The 17,709-nt window shown below is 58.1% G+C and carries 20 protein-coding genes; 1 reads left to right on the top strand and 19 read right to left on the bottom strand.

Annotation, left to right across the window (positions count from 1 at the left end; all coding sequences use genetic code 11):
* Positions 1–5: 5 nt before the first annotated feature.
* The 16 genes from JQ848_RS06290 to JQ848_RS06215 form a co-directional block, all read right to left on the bottom strand.
* Entirely contained in the window at positions 6–1,010 is a 1,005-nt protein-coding gene (locus JQ848_RS06290; RefSeq protein WP_010655797.1) for a substrate-binding domain-containing protein, read from the bottom strand.
* A 60-nt stretch (positions 1,011–1,070) separates the two neighbouring features.
* Complete coding sequence (locus tag JQ848_RS06285) at positions 1,071–1,889, bottom strand: SDR family oxidoreductase (RefSeq protein ID WP_202210368.1); 819 nt, start codon at positions 1,887–1,889, stop codon at positions 1,071–1,073.
* 297 nt (positions 1,890–2,186) lie between these two features.
* Entirely contained in the window at positions 2,187–3,155 is a 969-nt protein-coding gene (locus JQ848_RS06280) for a GTP 3',8-cyclase MoaA (RefSeq protein ID WP_060781734.1), read from the bottom strand.
* A gap of 95 nt (positions 3,156–3,250) precedes the next feature.
* On the bottom strand, positions 3,251–3,892 hold the full coding sequence (locus tag JQ848_RS06275) for a TetR/AcrR family transcriptional regulator (RefSeq protein ID WP_003442473.1): 642 nt from the start codon (positions 3,890–3,892) through the stop codon (positions 3,251–3,253).
* A 357-nt stretch (positions 3,893–4,249) separates the two neighbouring features.
* Positions 4,250–5,035 carry a TatD family hydrolase gene (locus JQ848_RS06270; protein ID WP_003442476.1) on the bottom strand — a complete coding sequence of 262 codons (786 nt, stop codon included), beginning with the start codon at positions 5,033–5,035 and terminating at the stop codon, positions 4,250–4,252.
* Between the two features lie 32 nt (positions 5,036–5,067).
* Positions 5,068–6,054, bottom strand: coding sequence for a DNA polymerase III subunit delta' (locus JQ848_RS06265; protein WP_160626956.1), 987 nt, complete (start codon positions 6,052–6,054; stop codon positions 5,068–5,070).
* The gene (gene tmk / locus JQ848_RS06260; RefSeq protein ID WP_003442480.1) at positions 6,047–6,679 is read right to left on the bottom strand and encodes a dTMP kinase; all 633 of its coding nucleotides are present in this window, start codon (positions 6,677–6,679) and stop codon (positions 6,047–6,049) included. The genes JQ848_RS06265 and tmk overlap by 8 nt, the downstream gene beginning before the upstream one ends.
* A 22-nt stretch (positions 6,680–6,701) precedes the next feature.
* Positions 6,702–7,787: an endolytic transglycosylase MltG gene (gene mltG, locus JQ848_RS06255; RefSeq protein WP_202210367.1), complete on the bottom strand. Its 1,086-nt coding sequence runs from the start codon at positions 7,785–7,787 to the stop codon at positions 6,702–6,704.
* A gap of 3 nt (positions 7,788–7,790) precedes the next feature.
* Positions 7,791–8,609, bottom strand: a complete 819-nt coding sequence (gene pabC / locus JQ848_RS06250; RefSeq protein WP_202210366.1) for an aminodeoxychorismate lyase — start codon at positions 8,607–8,609, stop codon at positions 7,791–7,793.
* The gene (gene fabF, locus JQ848_RS06245) at positions 8,609–9,853 is read right to left on the bottom strand and encodes a beta-ketoacyl-ACP synthase II (RefSeq protein ID WP_010655791.1); all 1,245 of its coding nucleotides are present in this window, start codon (positions 9,851–9,853) and stop codon (positions 8,609–8,611) included. Before fabF ends, pabC begins: the two co-directional genes overlap by 1 nt.
* Before the next feature lie 111 nt (positions 9,854–9,964).
* Complete coding sequence (gene acpP, locus JQ848_RS06240) at positions 9,965–10,201, bottom strand: acyl carrier protein (RefSeq protein ID WP_003442511.1); 237 nt, start codon at positions 10,199–10,201, stop codon at positions 9,965–9,967.
* Between the two features lie 191 nt (positions 10,202–10,392).
* Positions 10,393–11,136 carry a 3-oxoacyl-ACP reductase FabG gene (fabG, locus tag JQ848_RS06235; protein WP_010655790.1) on the bottom strand — a complete coding sequence of 248 codons (744 nt, stop codon included), beginning with the start codon at positions 11,134–11,136 and terminating at the stop codon, positions 10,393–10,395.
* 16 nt (positions 11,137–11,152) lie between these two features.
* Complete coding sequence (gene fabD / locus JQ848_RS06230) at positions 11,153–12,091, bottom strand: ACP S-malonyltransferase (protein ID WP_029612305.1); 939 nt, start codon at positions 12,089–12,091, stop codon at positions 11,153–11,155.
* A gap of 126 nt (positions 12,092–12,217) precedes the next feature.
* A complete protein-coding gene (plsX, locus tag JQ848_RS06225; RefSeq protein ID WP_202210365.1) occupies positions 12,218–13,228 on the bottom strand; it encodes a phosphate acyltransferase PlsX in 1,011 nt (336 codons plus the stop codon).
* A 4-nt stretch (positions 13,229–13,232) separates the two neighbouring features.
* Positions 13,233–13,415 (bottom strand): 50S ribosomal protein L32, encoded by a 183-nt coding sequence (gene rpmF, locus JQ848_RS06220; protein ID WP_003442519.1) that lies wholly within the window; start codon positions 13,413–13,415, stop codon positions 13,233–13,235.
* 13 nt (positions 13,416–13,428) lie between these two features.
* Positions 13,429–13,956 (bottom strand): YceD family protein, encoded by a 528-nt coding sequence (locus tag JQ848_RS06215; RefSeq protein WP_003442521.1) that lies wholly within the window; start codon positions 13,954–13,956, stop codon positions 13,429–13,431.
* Between the two features lie 105 nt (positions 13,957–14,061).
* On the opposite strand from JQ848_RS06215, the gene JQ848_RS06210 reads away from it, so the two are divergent.
* On the top strand, positions 14,062–14,640 hold the full coding sequence (locus tag JQ848_RS06210; protein ID WP_127196191.1) for a Maf family protein: 579 nt from the start codon (positions 14,062–14,064) through the stop codon (positions 14,638–14,640).
* Between the two features lie 50 nt (positions 14,641–14,690).
* Here JQ848_RS06210 and JQ848_RS06205 read toward each other — a convergent pair whose 3' ends face one another.
* Genes JQ848_RS06205 through rluC form a run of 3 tightly spaced genes read right to left on the bottom strand, consistent with a single transcriptional unit; the run spans position 14,691 to position 17,309 of the window.
* On the bottom strand, positions 14,691–15,677 hold the full coding sequence (locus tag JQ848_RS06205) for a S49 family peptidase (protein WP_003442525.1): 987 nt from the start codon (positions 15,675–15,677) through the stop codon (positions 14,691–14,693).
* Between the two features lie 20 nt (positions 15,678–15,697).
* Positions 15,698–16,360, bottom strand: a complete 663-nt coding sequence (locus tag JQ848_RS06200) for an HAD-IA family hydrolase (protein WP_202210364.1) — start codon at positions 16,358–16,360, stop codon at positions 15,698–15,700.
* Positions 16,350–17,309, bottom strand: coding sequence for a 23S rRNA pseudouridine(955/2504/2580) synthase RluC (gene rluC, locus JQ848_RS06195; RefSeq protein WP_003442528.1), 960 nt, complete (start codon positions 17,307–17,309; stop codon positions 16,350–16,352). The genes JQ848_RS06200 and rluC overlap by 11 nt, the downstream gene beginning before the upstream one ends.
* Between the last annotated feature and the right edge of the window lie 400 nt (positions 17,310–17,709).

The raw sequence follows: 17,709 nt of genomic DNA, 5'->3' as shown, positions 1-17,709 counted from the left end.
TCGACTCAATTCCACAAACCGATCTTGGTCAGCTCTTCCTGGAAGTTGTCCCGGGTGATCAGCGTTACTTCGTCCATGGCGGTGTACAGAGGCGGCTCTTTGCCTTCGGTGATCCACTCAAACATCATGGTTGCGGTCTTGTAGCCTTCGATATGCGGGCTCGGCAGCATGGAGCCGTAGAAACCGCTGTTGGCCTTTTTCAGTTCGCCAATGGCGTCGGTACCGTTGATGCCGATCCCGATGACGTTGGCGGCGGCGAAACCGGCGCTTTCCGTGGCCCGTACCCCGCCGAGCACGGTGCTGTCGTTCATGCCGCCAATAATCAGGTTTTTCGCGCCGCCGGGCAGTTTGACCAGTGCCGAGTTGGTGGCATCCATGCTGCCGGGGACATCGAGGGTTTTAAGCGCCGAGTACAGGATATGATCATCGGCAAGGCCCGCGTCCTTGAGGGATTTGACCGAGCCGTCGGTGCGTTTCTTACCGGTGTCCAGTTCATTGAAGGTGTTGATTACGGCGTAGGTGTCGTTCCAGTCCCAGTTGCGTTTTTTTGCTTCGGCGACCATCGCATTGCCCTGTTTCTGGCCGACTTCGAAGGCTGCCATTCCCAGGTACGGCACCTCTTCCATAAACTTGCCGTTGGCATCGACAAAGCGGTCATCGACAGCGATGACTTTCAAACCGTTGGCCTTGGCCTTGGCCATGATCGCCGGGCCCAGACCGACATCCGGCGGGCAGATGACAAAGCCCTGGGCGCCGTTGGCTGCCAGGCTGTCGATGGCCGACAGGGTCTTTTCACCATCCGGCACAGCAATTTTGATCAGCTCGAAGCCTTTGTCCTTGGCGGCCTTTTCTGCGAACACCCATTCGGTCTGGAACCAGGGTTCTTCCGCCTGTTTGACCAGAAAACCGATCTTTACCGGATCGCCAGCCAGCAAGGCACTGCTCAGACTCAATGCGCTGGCCGCCAGGGCCGCGCAGCACAGGGTACGAATGAAGGGACGACGGTACATGGCAAACTCCTTGTTGTTATTTTTGAGGTGTTTGAAAGCCTGACAGGTCCGGATGCGGGATCAGTCGTGGTAAAGCACCGAGCGCCCGCCATCGATGGTGATGCAGGAGGCGTTGATGAACGGCGCCTCATCGCTGGCCAGGAATACAGCCGTCATTGCCACTTCCAGCGGCTGGCCGATACGCCGCGGCGGATGCAGATCAAGGGCGCGCTGGCGCTCGGCATGGGGGTCGGCGAAACCGTTCCAGTAATCGACGTTCAACTGGGTCTCGATGTAACCGGGGGCGATGGCATTGACGCGGATGCCTTTGGCGGCGTACTCGATGCCCAGCGCGCGGGTAAGCCCCAGCAGGCCATGCTTGGCCACGGGGTACGGAAAGCAGCCCGGAATAATGTGGCTCGAATGGGTGGAGGCAATGTTGATGATGCTGCCGATGCCCTGCGCAATCATTTGCGGCAATACCGCCTTGCAGCCATACCAGGCGCCGTCCAGATCGATGGCGAAACAGCGACGCCAGTCTTGCTCGGTCATTTCCAACGGATCGCGGAACACGTTGACCCCGGCGCAATTGACCAACACATCGACCCGGCCATGCAGTTCCATGGCCAGCGCGACCATGGCATACAGGTCGGCCTGGCAGGACACATCGGCCTTGATGGCCTGCACGTCGCCCCCTTGCTCACGCCAACGGGCTGCGACTTTCTCGACCTTCTCGGCCTGGATATCGCTGATGACCATTTTCGCCTGTTGCGAGACGAAGCTGGCAACAATGGCCTCGCCGATACCCTGAGCGGCGCCGGTCAGTAGCACCACCTTGTTTTTAAGGCGCTCGCCACGGGGCGGCTCGACTGCCGGCGGCAGTGAAAGGGCTTCAGCCATGGATCAGGACTCCAAAATGAAAGCACGACGAAAACCGGACATCTGTCGATGGCCGGCCGAGAAATCTGGGAAATGGGGGAGTCGCACGGGCGCGCAGGGGAATCCTGGGATATCTGGGCATCACTTCACCTGTTTTATTTTTTTAGTGTGAGTGCGTTGAGCTGCTGCCGACTATAAACCCGGAAACGGAAAAGTCTCAATATATAATTTTGCATCCCATATACAGGGATTAGATGTAAGAACTGGCTCACGGGCCGTTCAAGGACTCGCGCCTGCGGGCATTGATACGCAGGGGGCTTAGCCGCCGATGATTTTCATCACAGTGGCGCCGCCCGAGAAGGCAACGTCCTGCTTGTCGCCCAGGGCTTTCATCAACAAGCTTTGCAGGGCTGGCAGGGCCTGGTGGCGGGGTTTGTTCAGGAGGTCGCCGACATAGTGGCGATTGCTCGACGAAAGACAGCCATGCAGCCAGCCCGTGGACGACAGCCGCAACCGCGAGCAGGTACGGCAGAACGGGACGCTTTCGTTGGCGATCACACCGAAGTGACCGAACCCCGGGATCTGGTAGCGCACCGCCGTGGCATCCACCGGTGCATCGGCCTGCAGGTATTCATAGCGCTCGCCAATCAGCGACAACAGTTGTTGCAGGCTGACGAACTGTTGCAGGAAGGCGTTGCCATCACTGGCCAGATGCCCCATGCGCATCAGTTCGATAAAGCGCAGCTCATAGCCGCGCTCAAGGCAGTACTCCAGCAGCGGCATGACCTGATCCAGGTTCTGCCCGCGCAACGGCACCATGTTGACCTTGATTTTCATCCCCGCGGCGCTGGCCTGTTGCATGCCGTCGAGGACGGTCGGCAGATCGCCGCCCCTGGCAATGGTGCGAAACGCAACAGGATCAAGGGTATCGAGGGATACGTTGAGGCGGCGAATACCGGCGTCCACCAGCAGCGGCAATTTTCGCGCAAGCAGTTGGCCGTTGGTGGTCAGGCTGATATCACCCAGGCCCAACTGGCCAACTTCACGCATAAAGGTTTCGAGCTTGGGACTGACCAGCGGTTCGCCGCCGGTAATACGCAAGCGCTCGATGCCTGCGGCTTCGATCAGGTAGGCCACCCCGCGCACCATGGCCTCGGCCGACAGTTCATCCTGCGCTGCGACCAGTCGCTTGCCGTTGGGCACGCAGTAGGTACAGGCGTAGTTGCAGGCAGAGGTCAGACTGATACGCAAATTGCGAAAACGTCTGCCTTGGCGATCAACAATCATGGATGACTCCGGCACGGGGAATATAGAGCGCGCCAAAACTTGACTTAGAAATCAAGTTTTGGCAAGACCCAGATCCAAGTATATGCCTTGCAGCCTTACTCGACAGCCGGGGTGTCCGTATCACGCTTGCGCTTGTTGCCCATGCGCACGCCGATGTCCATCAGGAACTGGAAGAACCCTTCCTGGTCTTCCAGCACGTTGCTCCAGAACGGCGAGTGGTACAGCGCCACGGCGCCGTGCACCAGCGCCCAGGCCGCGCAATAGTGGAAGTAAGGTGGCACGTCTTCGAGCTTGCCTTCGCTGATGCGACCCTTGATCAGCAAGGTCAGGCGTTCGAAGTTGGAAGCACGGATCTTGTGCAGCTCTTCAACCAGTTCAGGCACCTGATTACCTTTGACGACCTTTTCTTCGAGGCGGTCAAACAAGCGGTAGCGCTGGGGATCACGCATGCGAAATTCAAAGTAGGCGCGCGACAGCGCCTCTTTGTCTTTATCAACGTCAGCGGATTGCAGCAATTCATTCAAATCGCGCTCGTAGTCGAGCATCAGGCGCAAATAGATCTCGGCCTTGGACTTGAAGTGCTTGTAAATCGTGCCTTTGCCGATACCTACGGCATCAGCAATCATCTCGACGGTGACGCTGTCTTCACCAAGTTCGAGGAACAGCTTGAGCGCGGTATCGAGAATTTCTTGCTCGCGGCGACGAAACTCACGGACCTTACGGGGTTCTTTGTGCATAAGAAAAGGTCTGTTCGGGTCAAAATCGAAGCGGAGTATTATGCATTAGTCACGCTAAATTGCACGGACCATCCTGCGTATAGACGTTTACCGAGAATTTCATATAAACACTATGAGCACTCAAACGAATCACGCGTATTCCAAATCTGTTTAAAAAATGACCAACAGAGACTGGACGTTCAACAAAGCTGACCAATACTTAAGGAGTCGGCGCAGCATCCCCCCCAAGTGTTTCGCCGATCAAGGCGACAATGGAATGTAGGCCTTTGTTTTACTCCTAATGGTCTTAACCCGGATTCCCCAGAGTCCGGGTTTTTTTTTGCCACTCACCCACTCGCTCCCGCAAGGCGTTGGGGGCTAGCCCTGAACCCGGGCCAGGGGGAACAGGCGCTTGAAGTTTTCGGTGGTCTGCTCGGCAAAACGCTCGTAGGACTCGCCGCGCAACATGGCCAGAAATTCGGCGACTTCGCGCACGTATTGCGGCAGGTTCGGCTTGCCACGATAGGGAATCGGCGCCAGATACGGCGAGTCGGTCTCAACCAGCAGGCGATCCGCCGGGACTTTGCTGGCCACATCGCGCAGGGCGTCGGCATTACGGAAGGTGACAATCCCCGACAACGAAATGTAATAGCCCATGTCCAGCGCAGCCCTGGCCATGTCCCAGTCTTCGGTGAAGCAATGCAACACGCCGGCATTGGGCAGCGCCGCTTCACGCAGCATGGCCAGGGTATCGGCGCGAGCTCCACGGGTATGGATCACCACAGGTTTGCCGGTCTGCTGCGCCGCCTCCAGGTGAACCCGAAACGACAGTTGCTGTAACTCGGCGGCTTCCGGCTCGTAGTGATAGTCCAGACCCGTCTCGCCAATGGCCACCACCCGCGGGTGATTCAACTCGTTCAGCAACCAGTCCAGCGCTGGCGCGGCCCCTGGCTGAACATCCAGCGGGTGGACACCCACCGAGCAATCGACATCGGCATAGCGATCCGCCAGGGCTTTGACATCGCCCGCATTGTCGGCACTCACGCCAATGCACAGAAAGTGCCCGACACCGCGCTGGCGTGCCGCTTCAAGGGCGGCGTCCAGCGAACCGTCATGGGCACTCAGATCAAGGCGATCGAGGTGGCAATGGGAATCTACGAGCATACAAAAATCACCTGTTTCACAATTCAATCAAATCAGCGCTGGCCGGGCAGACCCGCCCACTGCACCAAGAGTGCCTCAAGCAACAACACCCGGTTGAGGTTGGCTTTGCTCAGCACTTTTTGCCGTTGGGCGAGAATCCAGTCCTGAATATTCAGGACTTTGTCCTGCGGGGTTTTCTGCGCCAGGTACTGCAGTACTTTGCGCATGTCTTCCAGACCAAGACCGGACTCGTCCTGGGTCAACTGATAACGCAGGATCAAACTCGACCAGTCGCAAAACCAGTCAAACAGCAGCAGCAATGGTATGGCATTCCAGCTTTCCGCCAGTTGCGTCGCTGACAGCTCGCGCTTCAACAGTTTTTTTACCCCGGCCACTACCGCAGCCCGCTGTTCACGCACACCCTGGGCCTGCAGCTTGACCGCGGCCAGGGGCGAGCCCGCTGCCAGCGTCAGCAATTCAGCCCGCTCTTCGCTGCTGCACTCGGGCAATGCCCCGGCCAGCCACTCCAGGCTCAGGGCCTCACCCGGCAGTGGGCAGGCTTGTTGCACACAACGACTGCGGATGGTCGGCAGCAGGCGACTGGACTGGTGGCTGACCAACAACAAAATGGTATTGCCGGACGGTTCTTCAAGGCTTTTGAGCAGGGCGTTGGCAGCGTTGATGTTCATCGATTCAACCGGCTCGACCAGCACCACCTTGCGCCCGCCCAGCTGCGCGGTTTGCACCACAAAGCTGACCAGATCCCGTACCTGGTCAACCTTGATCGCCTTGTCGGCTTCTTCGGGTTCCAGGATGTAGTTGTCGGGATGACTGCCCGCAGCCAGTAACGAGCAGGACTTGCACGCCCCGCAGGCCTCCAGCCCGACCGGCTGCTTGCACAACAGGCTGGCCATCAGGCGTTCGGCCAGCGCGCGCTTGCCGATGCCCGCCGGCCCGTGCAACAGATAGGCGTGAGCATGCTGGGCACGCCCGGCCATTTGCTGCCACAGGCCGTCCTGCCACGGATAAGCCTCAGCCACGGTGCAGTTCCAGCAGTTCTGGCAACAAGGCATCCAGCTGCACTTGTACGTTTTCCAGTGACTGGGCGGCATCCACCAGACGATAACGCCCGGGCTCAGCCCCGGCACGCTTGAGGTAGGTGCTGCGCACCGCATCAAAGAATGTCCGGCCTTCCTGCTCGAAGCGGTCAAGCCGCCCACGGGCGCTGGCCCGGGCCATGCCGACTTCAATCGGCAGATCAAACACCAGGGTCAGGTCCGGGCGCAATGAACCTTGCACGAAGGTTTCAAGGCTGGCGATACGCTCTTGCGACAAACCGCGGCCGCCACCTTGATAGGCATAAGTGGCGTCGGTGAAGCGATCGCACAACACCACGGCGCCACGGGCCAGTGCCGGACGAATCACCTCGGCCAGATGCTGGGCACGGGCGGCAAACACCAGCAGCAGCTCGGTGTCGGCGCACATGGCTTCATCGCTGGGTGCCAGCAACAGCTCGCGAATTCGCTCGGCCAATGGCGTGCCGCCGGGCTCGCGGGTCAGAACCACGTCGATACCGGCGCTGCGCAGGCGCTCGGCCAGGTATTCGCGATTGGTGCTTTTGCCCGCGCCTTCGGGGCCTTCCAGGGTAATAAACAAGCCAGTCACAGGCAGCAATCCTTAATCAATGTCATTGCGGGCTTTGCGGCTCGGCCGCAGGGCTCACCGGCTCCGCTGCCGGGGTCGGCGCCGGACTTGAACGGTAGTCGGCACGACGCTTGATCTGGAACTCGCGCACGGCATTGTTGTGCGCATCCAGATCATCGGAAAAGGTGTGGCTGCCATCGCCCTTGGCAACAAAATACAGGCTGCTGCCACTGACCGGGTGCAAGGCGGCATGAATCGCTTCACGCCCGACCATGGCAATCGGTGTCGGCGGTAAACCCGCAATGGTGTAGGTGTTGTACGGCGTGGGTTCACGCAGATGGCTACGGGTGAGCTTGCCGTTGTAGCGCTCGCCCAGCCCGTAGATCACGGTGGGATCGGTTTGCAGCGGCATACCGATTTTCATGCGGCGCACGAATACCCCGGCAATCTGCCCGCGTTCCTGGGGCACCCCGGTTTCTTTCTCTACCAGAGAGGCCATGATCAGCGCCTGGTAAGGGTCGGCATAGGGTACGTCCGGGTCTCGCTGCTCCCACTCTTGGGCCAGCACTTTCTCCAGACGGTTGTAGGATTTTTCGAGCAATTGAGCGTCAGTCATGCCCCGCACGAAGCGATAGGTGTCCGGAAAGAACCGGCCTTCCGGGAATTCTCCGGGATGACCGAGTTTGGCCATGACTTCGCTGTCGCTCAAACCGTCTAGGGTCTGCTCGATTTTTTCGTGTTTTGCCAGGGCGCTGCGTACCTGGCGGAAGTTCCAGCCTTCGACCAGGGTCAAGCTGTACTGCACCACTTCACCACGCTGCCACAGGCCAATCAGGTCCTGGGCGCTCATGCCGGGAGTCATGCGGTACTCACCGCTGTGCAGGGGCTGGCCCTCGAGGTTGAAACGCCAGTACAGGCGCAGCCAGAAAGCGTCATCCAGCGTGCCGTCGGCCTCTAGCCGATTGAAGGTGCCGGTCGGCGTGGCGCCAGCCGGTACGTCGAGCAGTTGCTCTTGTGTCAGGTTAAGCGGTTGTTCCAGCGCCGAGTTGAGCTTCCAGGCGCTAGCGCCCAGCAACAATCCCGCCAGCACCAGACCTGTCTCCAGCAGCACCAAGAATTTACGTTTCACGAATCAAACATCCAATAGGGTGCGAGCAATGCCTTGCAGTTTACGGGTGAGCGGCCCCACCGGCCAGCTCAGCTCTGCAAACCCGCGAACAGGCCAGATGCCATATACGCTGTTGCAGAGAAAGAGTTCATCGGCCTGCTGCAATTGCTTCAGGCTGATGTCAGAAACATGACAAGGGATGCCCAGCTGTCCGACCTCGGCCAGTAGCGCTGCGCGCATCACGCCGGCCACACCGCAACGCTGCAGGTCGGGGGTGAGCAAGGCACCGTCGCGGACCAGAAACAGATTGCTGAACACACCTTCGATGATCCGGCCCGAGGTGTCGCGCATCAAGCCCTCGGCGTAGGCCGGGTCTTGCCATTCAGAACGGGCGATCACCTGTTCCAGGCGATTAAGGTGCTTGAGCCCCGCCAACAGCGGCTGCTCGGCCAGACGGGTGGCGCAGTCAAACAGCTGGATGCCCTGCTCGGCATGGGCCTGCGGGTAAGTAGCAGCAGGACCGGCTTGAAGAATTCTTCGAGGTTGCGCCTCGGGGTTGGCGCTGTAACCGCGCAGACTGTCGCCACGGGTCAGGATGAGCTTGAGAACGCCCTCCCCCATGGCCTGCGCATACGCCAGCAATTCGCTGCGGATCAATGCCTGATCCGCAACAATCGCCAGTCGGGTACAACCGAGTGCCAGACGCTGCAAGTGCAGGTCCAGCAGCTGCGGTTTGCCGGCCTTGACGGCAATGGTCTCGAACAGACCATCACCGTAGGCCAGCCCACGGTCTTTAAGCGACGCCAAGGCGTTCGCTGGCTGGCCGTCGACCCAGCTTTGCATCAGTCGGTGAACCGGCGGAACACCAACGAGCCGTTGGTGCCGCCAAAACCGAATGAGTTGGACAGCACTACATCGATCGGCATTTCCCGCGCCTTGTGCGGCACGAAGTCGAGGTCGCAGCCTTCATCCGGCTCATCGAGGTTGATGGTCGGCGGAGCTATCTGGCTGTTGATCGCCAGCACGCTGAAGATTGCCTCTACCGCGCCTGCAGCACCCAGCAAGTGACCGGTCATGGATTTGGTCGAGCTCACCGCCAGGTTGTAGGCGTGCTCGCCAAACACCGACTTGATCGCCGACACTTCCGCCAGGTCACCCGCAGGCGTCGACGTGCCATGGGCGTTGATGTACTGCACTTGATCGCCGTTAATTCTGGCGTCGCGCAAGGCGTTGGTGATGCAGCGTGCAGCGCCCGCACCGTCAGCTGGAGGCGAGGTCATGTGATAAGCATCACCGCTCATGCCAAAACCTATCAGTTCGGCATAGATGGTCGCACCACGGGCCTTGGCATGCTCAAGCTCTTCAAGCACCAGCGCACCGGCACCATCAGAAAGCACAAAACCGTCACGGCCTTTGTCCCAGGGACGGCTGGCACGCGTCGGGTCGTCGTTACGGGTCGACAACGCACGCGAGGCACCAAAGCCGCCCATGCCCAGACCGCACGCGGCCATCTCGGCGCCGCCGGCAATCATTACGTCGGCTTCGCCGTAAGCAATGTTGCGTGCCGCCATGCCGATGCAGTGCGTACCCGTGGTACAGGCTGTGGCAATGGCGTAGTTCGGACCCTGCGTACCCAGGTGGATAGACAGAAAGCCGGAAATCATATTGATGATCGAGCCAGGCACGAAAAACGGAGAGATCCGTCGCGGGCCTTGCTCATGCAGGGTACGGCTGGTTTCTTCGATATTGGTCAGACCACCAATACCGGAGCCCATTGCTACACCGATGCGCTCACGATTGGCATCTGTGACTTCAAGGCCGGAATTACGCACAGCTTGAAATCCGGCTGCCAATCCGTATTGAATAAACAGGTCAAGTTTTCGGGACTCTTTGACGGAGAGGTAATCCTCAACGTTAAAACCCTGTACCGAGCCGCCAAAACGGGTGGAATAGGCAGAAAGATCCGTGTGTTCGATCAGACCAATGCCACTTCGGCCTGCCAGAATGCCTTGCCAGGAGCTTGGTACATCTGCACCCAGCGGCGACAACATCCCCATACCGGTGACTACGACGCGTCTACGCGACACAGCACTCTCCTTTATTCTATTGACGACACTTTGCATCACACCTAAAGAAAAAACCGCACGCCAGAGCGGCAGTGCGGTTTTTCCATAACAGCGAGCAACGATTACAAGCAATTAAGCCTGGTGGTTAGTCACGTAATCGATAGCAGCTTGTACGGTCGTGATCTTTTCAGCTTCTTCGTCAGGAATTTCAGTCTCGAATTCCTCTTCAAGAGCCATCACAAGCTCAACGGTGTCAAGGGAGTCGGCACCCAGGTCTTCAACGAAGGAAGCAGTGTTTACTACTTCTTCTTCTTTAACGCCCAGTTGCTCGGCTACGATTTTCTTGACGCGCTCTTCGATGGTGCTCATACCTTGTTTTCACTCCTAATGGACAAATTCAGGCAGCTGGCCAGCGGGCAAGTGTATCGAAAGACTTTTCAGTTTTTCAACTGAAAGCTTTGCACTCATCCCTCAACGGCCCTCTGCCTATAAATAGATTGCAGCTTTATAACGGATTTTAGACAGCTCGTATGACATTTTTTTGAAGCAATCCGTCACATTTAACTCATGTACATCCCGCCGTTGACCGGGATTGTAGCTCCGGTCACGTAGGCTGCACCGTCAGAGGCCAGAAAAGAAACCACGTTTGCGATCTCTTGTGCCTGACCCAAACGGCCCAGCGGAATCTGTGTCAGCAAGGCTTCACGCTGTGCCTGCGGCAACTCGCGGGTCATATCGGTATCGATAAACCCTGGCGCTACCGAGTTCACAGTGATCGAGCGCGAGCCCACTTCACGTGCCAGCGCACGGCTGAAACCTTCCAGGCCAGCCTTGGCGGCGGCATAGTTTACTTGGCCTGCGTTGCCCATGGCACCCACAACAGAGCCAATACTGATAATTCGTCCCCAACGGGCCTTGGTCATGCCGCGCAAAACACCCTTGGACAGGCGAAACAGACTGTTCAAGTTGGTATCGACGACGTCATGCCATTCGTCATTTTTCATCCGCATCATCAGGTTATCGCGGGTGATGCCGGCATTATTGACCAGGATCGCCGGCGCACCGAACTGTTCCTGAATGCTGTTCAGCACCGCGGCAACTGATTCATCGCTGGTAACATTAAGTTCCATGCCGGTACCCTGAACACCGTGTTCTTTCAGGGTGGCAGCGATGCGCTCGGCACCGGCTTGCGACGTAGCAGTGCCGATTACAACGGCGCCCTGACGACCCAATTCCAGGGCAATAGCCTGGCCAATACCACGGCTGGCGCCGGTTACCAGTGCAACTTTACCTTGCAAGCTCATGCAGGCTTCTCCTAATTCAAGCCAGTGCCGTACGCGCAGCGGCGAAGGCATCTGGGGTATTCAAGTTGTGAGTGGTTACGCCTTCTGCGCAACGTTTGCTGATGCCTACCAGGACTTTGCCCGGACCGCACTCAACCAAGTCAACCGGACCGCTGGCTGCAAGCGCCTGTACCGATTCAACCCAGCGCACCGGCTTGTACAGCTGCTCGAGCAGATCGCGCTTGAGGGTTTCCAGATCTTGCACAATGGCCGCACTGACGTTCTGCACCAGAGGAATCTGTGGCGCCTGCCAATCAATCGCCTGAATCGACTCGGCGAAGCGCTCTGCGGCAGGACGCATCAACTCACAATGCGAAGGTACGCTGACCGGCAATGGCAGCGCACGCTTGGCTCCGGCGGCCTTGCACAGCTCCATGGCACGCTCGACGGCAGCCTTGGAACCGGCAATTACAACCTGACCCGGCGAGTTGAAGTTAACCGCGCTGACCACTTCACCCTGGGCAGCTTCAGCACAGGCTTGCAGCACAACGGCGTCTTCGAGCCCCAGAATCGCCGCCATGGCGCCCTGACCGGCCGGAACAGCTTCCTGCATCAGTTGCCCGCGACGCTCAACCAGCCTGACCGCATCCGCCAGGCTCAGACAGCCGGCAGCCACCAGGGCGCTGTATTCACCCAGGCTGTGACCGGCAACATAATCCGGACGCTTGCCGCCTTCGGCCAGCCACAGACGCCAAAGGGCAATCGAGGCAGTCAGAATGGCTGGCTGGGTAACATCAGTTTGATTGAGTTTTTCTGCCGGCCCTTCCTGGGTCACGGCCCACAGGTCGTAACCCAGAGCATCAGAAGCTTCTTTGAAGGTATCAATGACCAGCGGATGAGCCGCGCCCAGCTCGGCCAACATGCCGAGGGACTGCGAACCCTGCCCTGGAAAGACGAATGCGAGGGATGTAGACATGTAACAAGCCCCTAATGATCTTGTCGTCGGAGAATTGACGTCCTGCCGTGGCGGACGCAAGAAACTGACAGTTGGATGGCTGATTAGACCGGGCGGTCACATTTCAGTACCCGGCCGGCAAAACGCCTACGGCAACAACCCTTCAAGGCGCCCATACAAACGCTTTGGCAGGTCTTCATGGATTTCAATCAGTGCGCGCTCTATTGCACTCTGAAAGCCCTGAGCACCTGCCGAACCGTGACTCTTGATAACAATGCCCTGCAAACCGAGAAAACTCGCACCATTATGCCGGGCGGGCGCCAGATCAGCCTGCAAACGCCGCATTAACGGTAACGCCAGCGCACCGACAAACCGGCCGAACAGCGTACGCTTGAATACCGCCCGGATCCTGCTCGAAATCATCGTCGCCAGACCTTCGCTGGATTTGAGCAAGATATTGCCGACAAATCCATCGCACACCACCACATCGGCCTCACCCCGGTACACCCCGTCACCCTCAATAAAGCCGATGTAATTGAGGCCAGGCGCCGACTGCAACAATACCGCCGTTTCCTTGACCTGCTGATTACCCTTGACGTCCTCGGTGCCTATATTGAGCAAGGCGACCCGCGGACGCAGAATACCCAGCGCCTGCGCCGCCACCGAACCCATCACGGCAAACTGAAACAACTGCCCGGCAGTGCAATCAACATTGGCCCCCAGATCCAGCAACTGACAGTAGCCGGTTTGGGTCGGCACCGCTGCCACCATTGCCGGACGATCAATCCCCGGCAAGGTTTTAAGCACATGCCGCGACAGCGCCATCAGCGCCCCGGTATTACCTGAGCTCACGCATGCCTGCACCTTGCCGTCACGCAATAACTCCAGCGCCACACGCATAGAAGAGTCCGGCTTGCTGCGCAAAGCTAGCGAAGGCCGCTCATTCATGGCGATCACTTCTGAAGCAGGGGTAATAGTCAGGCGCGTGCGATCCACAGCCGGATAGCTGGCAATCAGATTTTCAAGTTCGGAGGGTTGACCGACGAGGGTCAGGTGTAACGAGGGAGTAGCAGACAGGCAAGCAATACTGGCCTGAACAATGCTGCGGGGACCGAAGTCCCCGCCCATTGCGTCGATCGCGATGACCTGAACGGACAAGTGATTACTCGTCAGCGCCCTTGTCGATCACTTTACGACCACGGTATACGCCTTCTGGCGATACGTGGTGACGCAGGTGAATTTCACCGGTGGTTTTTTCTACAGACAGAGTGCTAGCCGAAAGAGCATCGTGCGAACGACGCATGTCACGGGCAGAGCGGGATTTTTTGTTCTGCTGAACAGCCATAATTAATTAACTCCTAAACGTTTGGGTCACGCTTTAACTGCGCCAATACACTGAACGGGTTGGACCGCGTTACCTCGTCCTCGCCTGGATCGGGCTCATCGAGACCCGCCGGCTGCTGGCATTCTTCCGGATGATGAGCAGGCACAATGGGCAAGGCGAGCAGAAGCTCTTCCTCGATCAGTGCCAGCAGATCCAAAGGATCCTCGCCCAGCTCCAGCACGTCATAACCTTGCGGTAACGACTGGGTGTTCGCACCCTCTTTCACCACAGCATAACTGCACTCGCTGTGGATCGGCAGGGTGACCAGCTCAAGACAACGCTGGCAAACCATTTTGACTTCGGCGTCGATAGAGCTGTGGATGACCACAGACCTACGTTCATCTCGTTCAAAAACAAATTTCGCCTGGACCGTTCCGAGAGTATCGGAAAGCGGGTCGCAGAGTCTCTCCAAATCAGCCAGCAACACTTCACCTTGGAGGGTAGTGCCACGATCAGCTAATTTGCGCGGGTCAACGTGAGGTGGAATCGGGTCATTCAACATAGGCGCAGCATTCTAGGGACGACCCCTTCACCTGTCAAAGGAAATTGTGCCTGTGCGACATCCTGTACGATCGTTAGAATCCCTGACCGCCCACAGGAGACGCGCATGCTGCCTTTATTACTCGCTTCAAGCTCGGCTTATCGCCGTGATCTGCTGGCTCGCCTGCGCCTGCCTTTCAGCTGCAGCTCCCCCGATATAGACGAAAGCCACCGCCCCGGCGAATCAGCCGTCGAACTGGTGAAACGCCTGTCCCGGCAAAAAGCCGAAGCACTTGCCACCCGTCACCCCGACCACTTGATTATCGGCTCCGATCAGGTTGCAGCGCTCAACGGACGAATCATCGGCAAACCCCACACGTTTGACAAGGCCCGCCAGCAACTTTTGGACGCCAGCGGCGCCAGCGTAACCTTCCTCACCGGACTGACCCTGCTCAACAGCCAGACAGGCCACTATCAGACCGACTGCGTGCCCTTCACCGTGCACATGCGCACCCTCACCCCGGAACAGGTCGAACGCTACCTGCTTGCCGAAGAACCCTATGACTGCGCAGGCAGCTTCAAAGCGGAAGGTCTGGGTGTGAGCCTGTTCAGGCGCACCGAAGGCGATGACGCCACCAGCCTGGTCGGCCTGCCACTTATCCGCCTGGTCGACATGCTGCTCGCGCAAGGCGTGGCGATTCCGTAAAACAAAAAAACCGGCCTGAAAAGGCCGGCTTTTTTTAAATCATCCATGGATCAGCGCAGGGTCGGCCCCTGGAACCCCATCCACATCGCCAACTGTTCAGCCACACTGGCGCCCAGCTTTTTCGAGAAGCGGTCAAACGCCGACTCTTGCACAGTGAAGTCGATCAGTTCTTTTTCACCGATCACATCACGGGCAACCGAACTGGCATTACCCAACCCGTCGATCAAGCCGAGAGGCAATGCCTGCTGCCCGGTCCAGACCAGCCCCGAAAACAGCTCGGGATGATCCTTGTCTTTAAGGCGATCACCACGCCCCTGCTTGACGCTGGCAATGAACTGCTCATGGGTGACATTCAACACGCCCTGCCAGAACTTGGTCTCGTCCGGTTTTTCAGGCTCGAAAGGATCAAGGAAGGCTTTGTGTTCGCCAGAGGTGTAAGCGCGGCGCTGAATACCCAGCTTGTCCATTGCACCGACAAAACCAAAGCCCGCAGCCGTCACCCCGATCGAGCCCACCAGGCTGGCTTTATCGGCGTAAATTTCATCTGCCGCACTGGCAATGTAATAGGCACCCGAGGCACCCAGATCGGAAATCACCGCATACACCTTGATATCAGGGTGCAAGCCGCGCAGACGGCGAATCTCATCGTAGACATAGCCCGACTGCACCGGACTGCCGCCCGGACTGTTGATACGCAACACCACACCCTTGACCTTGGGATCGGCGAACGCAGCCTGCAGGCTGGTGACAATATTGTCAGCACTGGCAGCCTCTTTGTCGGCAATCACGCCGCGCACATCGATCAAAGCGGTATACCCGCTGCTGGTGGCACTGCGCTCCATATCCACCAACGGAGAAAACAGGATCAGCACCGTAATCAGATAACAAAAGGTCAGCACCTTGAAAAAAATGCCCCAGCGACGCGCCCGACGCTGCTCCTGAATTCCTGCCAACAGGGTTTTTTCCAGCAGCTTCCAGCTTTTGTCATCGCCGGCAGCCGGCTCAGACTCTGAAGGCGCCTTCCATTGATCAACCATGCTCTACCCCAGCAAAGACTTTAATTAACCTGGCAATTGAGCCAGGTACGCAATTCGGGAAAACTGTCGATCGCCAACCGCGGCTCAAATGCAAGCAAGCGCTCCATTGACTGAGCACCATAGCTCACTGCAACTGAATCAATACCGGCGTTGCGGGCCATCAGCAAATCAAACGACGCATCCCCCACCATCAAGGCCTGTCCGGGCTGTATGTCGCAATGGGCCAGGATTTGATTCAGCATCAATGGATCAGGCTTGCTGGCGGTCTCATCGGCAGCGCGGGTGATATCGAAAAAATCTTCCCAGCCATGAGCCCTGAGCACCCGGTCAAGCCCCCGGCGCGCCTTGCCCGTAGCTACGGCCAAACGGTAACCCTCGGCACGAAAGGCCTCGAGCGACTCAGCCACCCCGGCAAACAACGGTGACGGCTCGGTATCCATAGCCATGTAGACATCCGCATAGTGCTGGCGAAAGGCAATCACCTGGGCGTCCGACATATCGGGATAAAGCGACAGGATCGCCTCAGGCAAACCAAGGCCGATAATTCCCTTGATCGCCTCTTCATCACGCTCAGGACGGCCTGCGCGATGTGCCGCGACCTTCATCGCGGCGACAATCCGACCGATGGAGTCGGCCAGCGTACCGTCCCAGTCGAAGATCAGCAGCTTGTACTCATGGCGCACTCAGCAGGCGCTCCACGGTCTTGGCCCACATTTCGTCAACCGGAGCCTGCAGCTTCAACTCGCCACCCTCAGGCAGAGGCACCGTCAGCATGTAAGCGTGCAAGAACAGCCGCTTGCCACCCAGATCGCGAATTTCTTTAGAAAACCCTTCATCGCCATACTTGGTGTCACCGGCAATACAGTGACCGGCATGCAATGTGTGCACTCGAATCTGGTGGGTACGGCCGGTAATCGGCTTGGCCTCGATCATGGTTGCAAAATCACCGAAGCGACGCAGCACCTTGAACACGGTGACCGACTCCTTGCCCTCTTCGTTGACTTCAACCATACGCTCGCCGGAACGCAGGTTGCTCTTCATCAGCGGTGCTCGCACCTGCTTGATGGACGCCGCCCAGTTACCGCGCACCAACGCCATGTAGCGCTTGTCGACACCATCACCGCGCAATGCGGCATGCAAGTGACGCAACATGCTGCGCTTTTTGGCAATCATCAACAGGCCGGAAGTGTCCCGGTCCAGGCGATGCACCAGTTCCAGTTCCTTGGCATCGGGGCGCATCTGACGAAAGGCTTCAATTACGCCAAAAGTCAGACCGCTACCGCCATGTACAGCGATACCGGCCGGTTTGTTCAGCACTATCAGCGCCTTGTCTTCGTAGACAATGGCGGCTTCGAGTCGCTGCAACAAACCTTGAGCCACCGGCACCGGCTCATCGCGTTCCGGCACGCGAACCGGCGGCACGCGCACGATATCGCCCGCCTGCAGCTTGTACTCGGGCTTGATCCGCCCCTTGTTCACACGCACTTCGCCTTTACGCAAAATGCGGTAAATCAAGGTCTTGGGAACACCCTTGAGCCGTGCAAGTAAAAAGTTGTCGATGCGTTGGCCGGCATATTCCGGCGAGACCTCAAGCAGCTGGACGCTGGGGGTCGGGGGGGTAGTGGTCGTCATGCCGCGAATGATAACAATTTTTTATGGAATTGAAGCACTTAATCATTGCTGCTATAGTCGCGAACGCCGCCAAAAGCGGCCTGGACAGCGGATTAACGGTGAATAACCGGCCCTGCCCAACGCTCTTAATCAGGACGCGAGGCCGTCCTACGGGGCTTTTGCTGGATACGGAACACCTGGAGTTGTAACAAGCGCAGGTGACATGAGGCCTGAAGCGAGCCTGGAAAGCAGAGTGCAAACTCGCCTTTTACGCCGATATTCACGGCCAGTTCACAAAGTGCAGTCAGCTTCGGGCATATCAAGCGAATGCTTCGGAAACATCGCCTTTATTAGCCATGATGCGTGAACTCCCCTTTTGGAGAACACGGTAAATGCCAACCCGCTGCGGATTCTGCGCGCG

The organism is Pseudomonas paraversuta (assembly GCF_904067025.1).
GTDB lineage: Bacteria > Pseudomonadota > Gammaproteobacteria > Pseudomonadales > Pseudomonadaceae > Aquipseudomonas > Aquipseudomonas paraversuta.
The sequence above is the reverse complement of the archived record's forward strand: the minus strand, read 5'-3'. Positions and strand labels throughout refer to the sequence as shown.

What these genes read in the sequence shown, in the direction of transcription:
- JQ848_RS06205 (WP_003442525.1), bottom strand. Translation starts at nt 15,677, where the DNA reads ATGGTTGATCAATGGAAGGCGCCTTCAGAGTCTGAGCCGGCTGCCGGC.
- fabG (WP_010655790.1), bottom strand. Translation starts at nt 11,136, where the DNA reads ATGAGCTTGCAAGGTAAAGTTGCACTGGTAACCGGCGCCAGCCGTGGT.
- rluC (WP_003442528.1), bottom strand. Translation starts at nt 17,309, where the DNA reads ATGACGACCACTACCCCCCCGACCCCCAGCGTCCAGCTGCTTGAGGTC.
- JQ848_RS06275 (WP_003442473.1), bottom strand. Translation starts at nt 3,892, where the DNA reads ATGCACAAAGAACCCCGTAAGGTCCGTGAGTTTCGTCGCCGCGAGCAA.
- JQ848_RS06270 (WP_003442476.1), bottom strand. Translation starts at nt 5,035, where the DNA reads ATGCTCGTAGATTCCCATTGCCACCTCGATCGCCTTGATCTGAGTGCC.
- JQ848_RS06280 (WP_060781734.1), bottom strand. Translation starts at nt 3,155, where the DNA reads ATGATTGTTGATCGCCAAGGCAGACGTTTTCGCAATTTGCGTATCAGT.
- pabC (WP_202210366.1), bottom strand. Translation starts at nt 8,609, where the DNA reads ATGCAAAGCTGGGTCGACGGCCAGCCAGCGAACGCCTTGGCGTCGCTT.
- acpP (WP_003442511.1), bottom strand. Translation starts at nt 10,201, where the DNA reads ATGAGCACCATCGAAGAGCGCGTCAAGAAAATCGTAGCCGAGCAACTG.
- JQ848_RS06210 (WP_127196191.1), top strand. Translation starts at nt 14,062, where the DNA reads ATGCTGCCTTTATTACTCGCTTCAAGCTCGGCTTATCGCCGTGATCTG.
- JQ848_RS06290 (WP_010655797.1), bottom strand. Translation starts at nt 1,010, where the DNA reads ATGTACCGTCGTCCCTTCATTCGTACCCTGTGCTGCGCGGCCCTGGCG.
- JQ848_RS06285 (WP_202210368.1), bottom strand. Translation starts at nt 1,889, where the DNA reads ATGGCTGAAGCCCTTTCACTGCCGCCGGCAGTCGAGCCGCCCCGTGGC.
- JQ848_RS06215 (WP_003442521.1), bottom strand. Translation starts at nt 13,956, where the DNA reads ATGTTGAATGACCCGATTCCACCTCACGTTGACCCGCGCAAATTAGCT.
- fabD (WP_029612305.1), bottom strand. Translation starts at nt 12,091, where the DNA reads ATGTCTACATCCCTCGCATTCGTCTTTCCAGGGCAGGGTTCGCAGTCC.
- rpmF (WP_003442519.1), bottom strand. Translation starts at nt 13,415, where the DNA reads ATGGCTGTTCAGCAGAACAAAAAATCCCGCTCTGCCCGTGACATGCGT.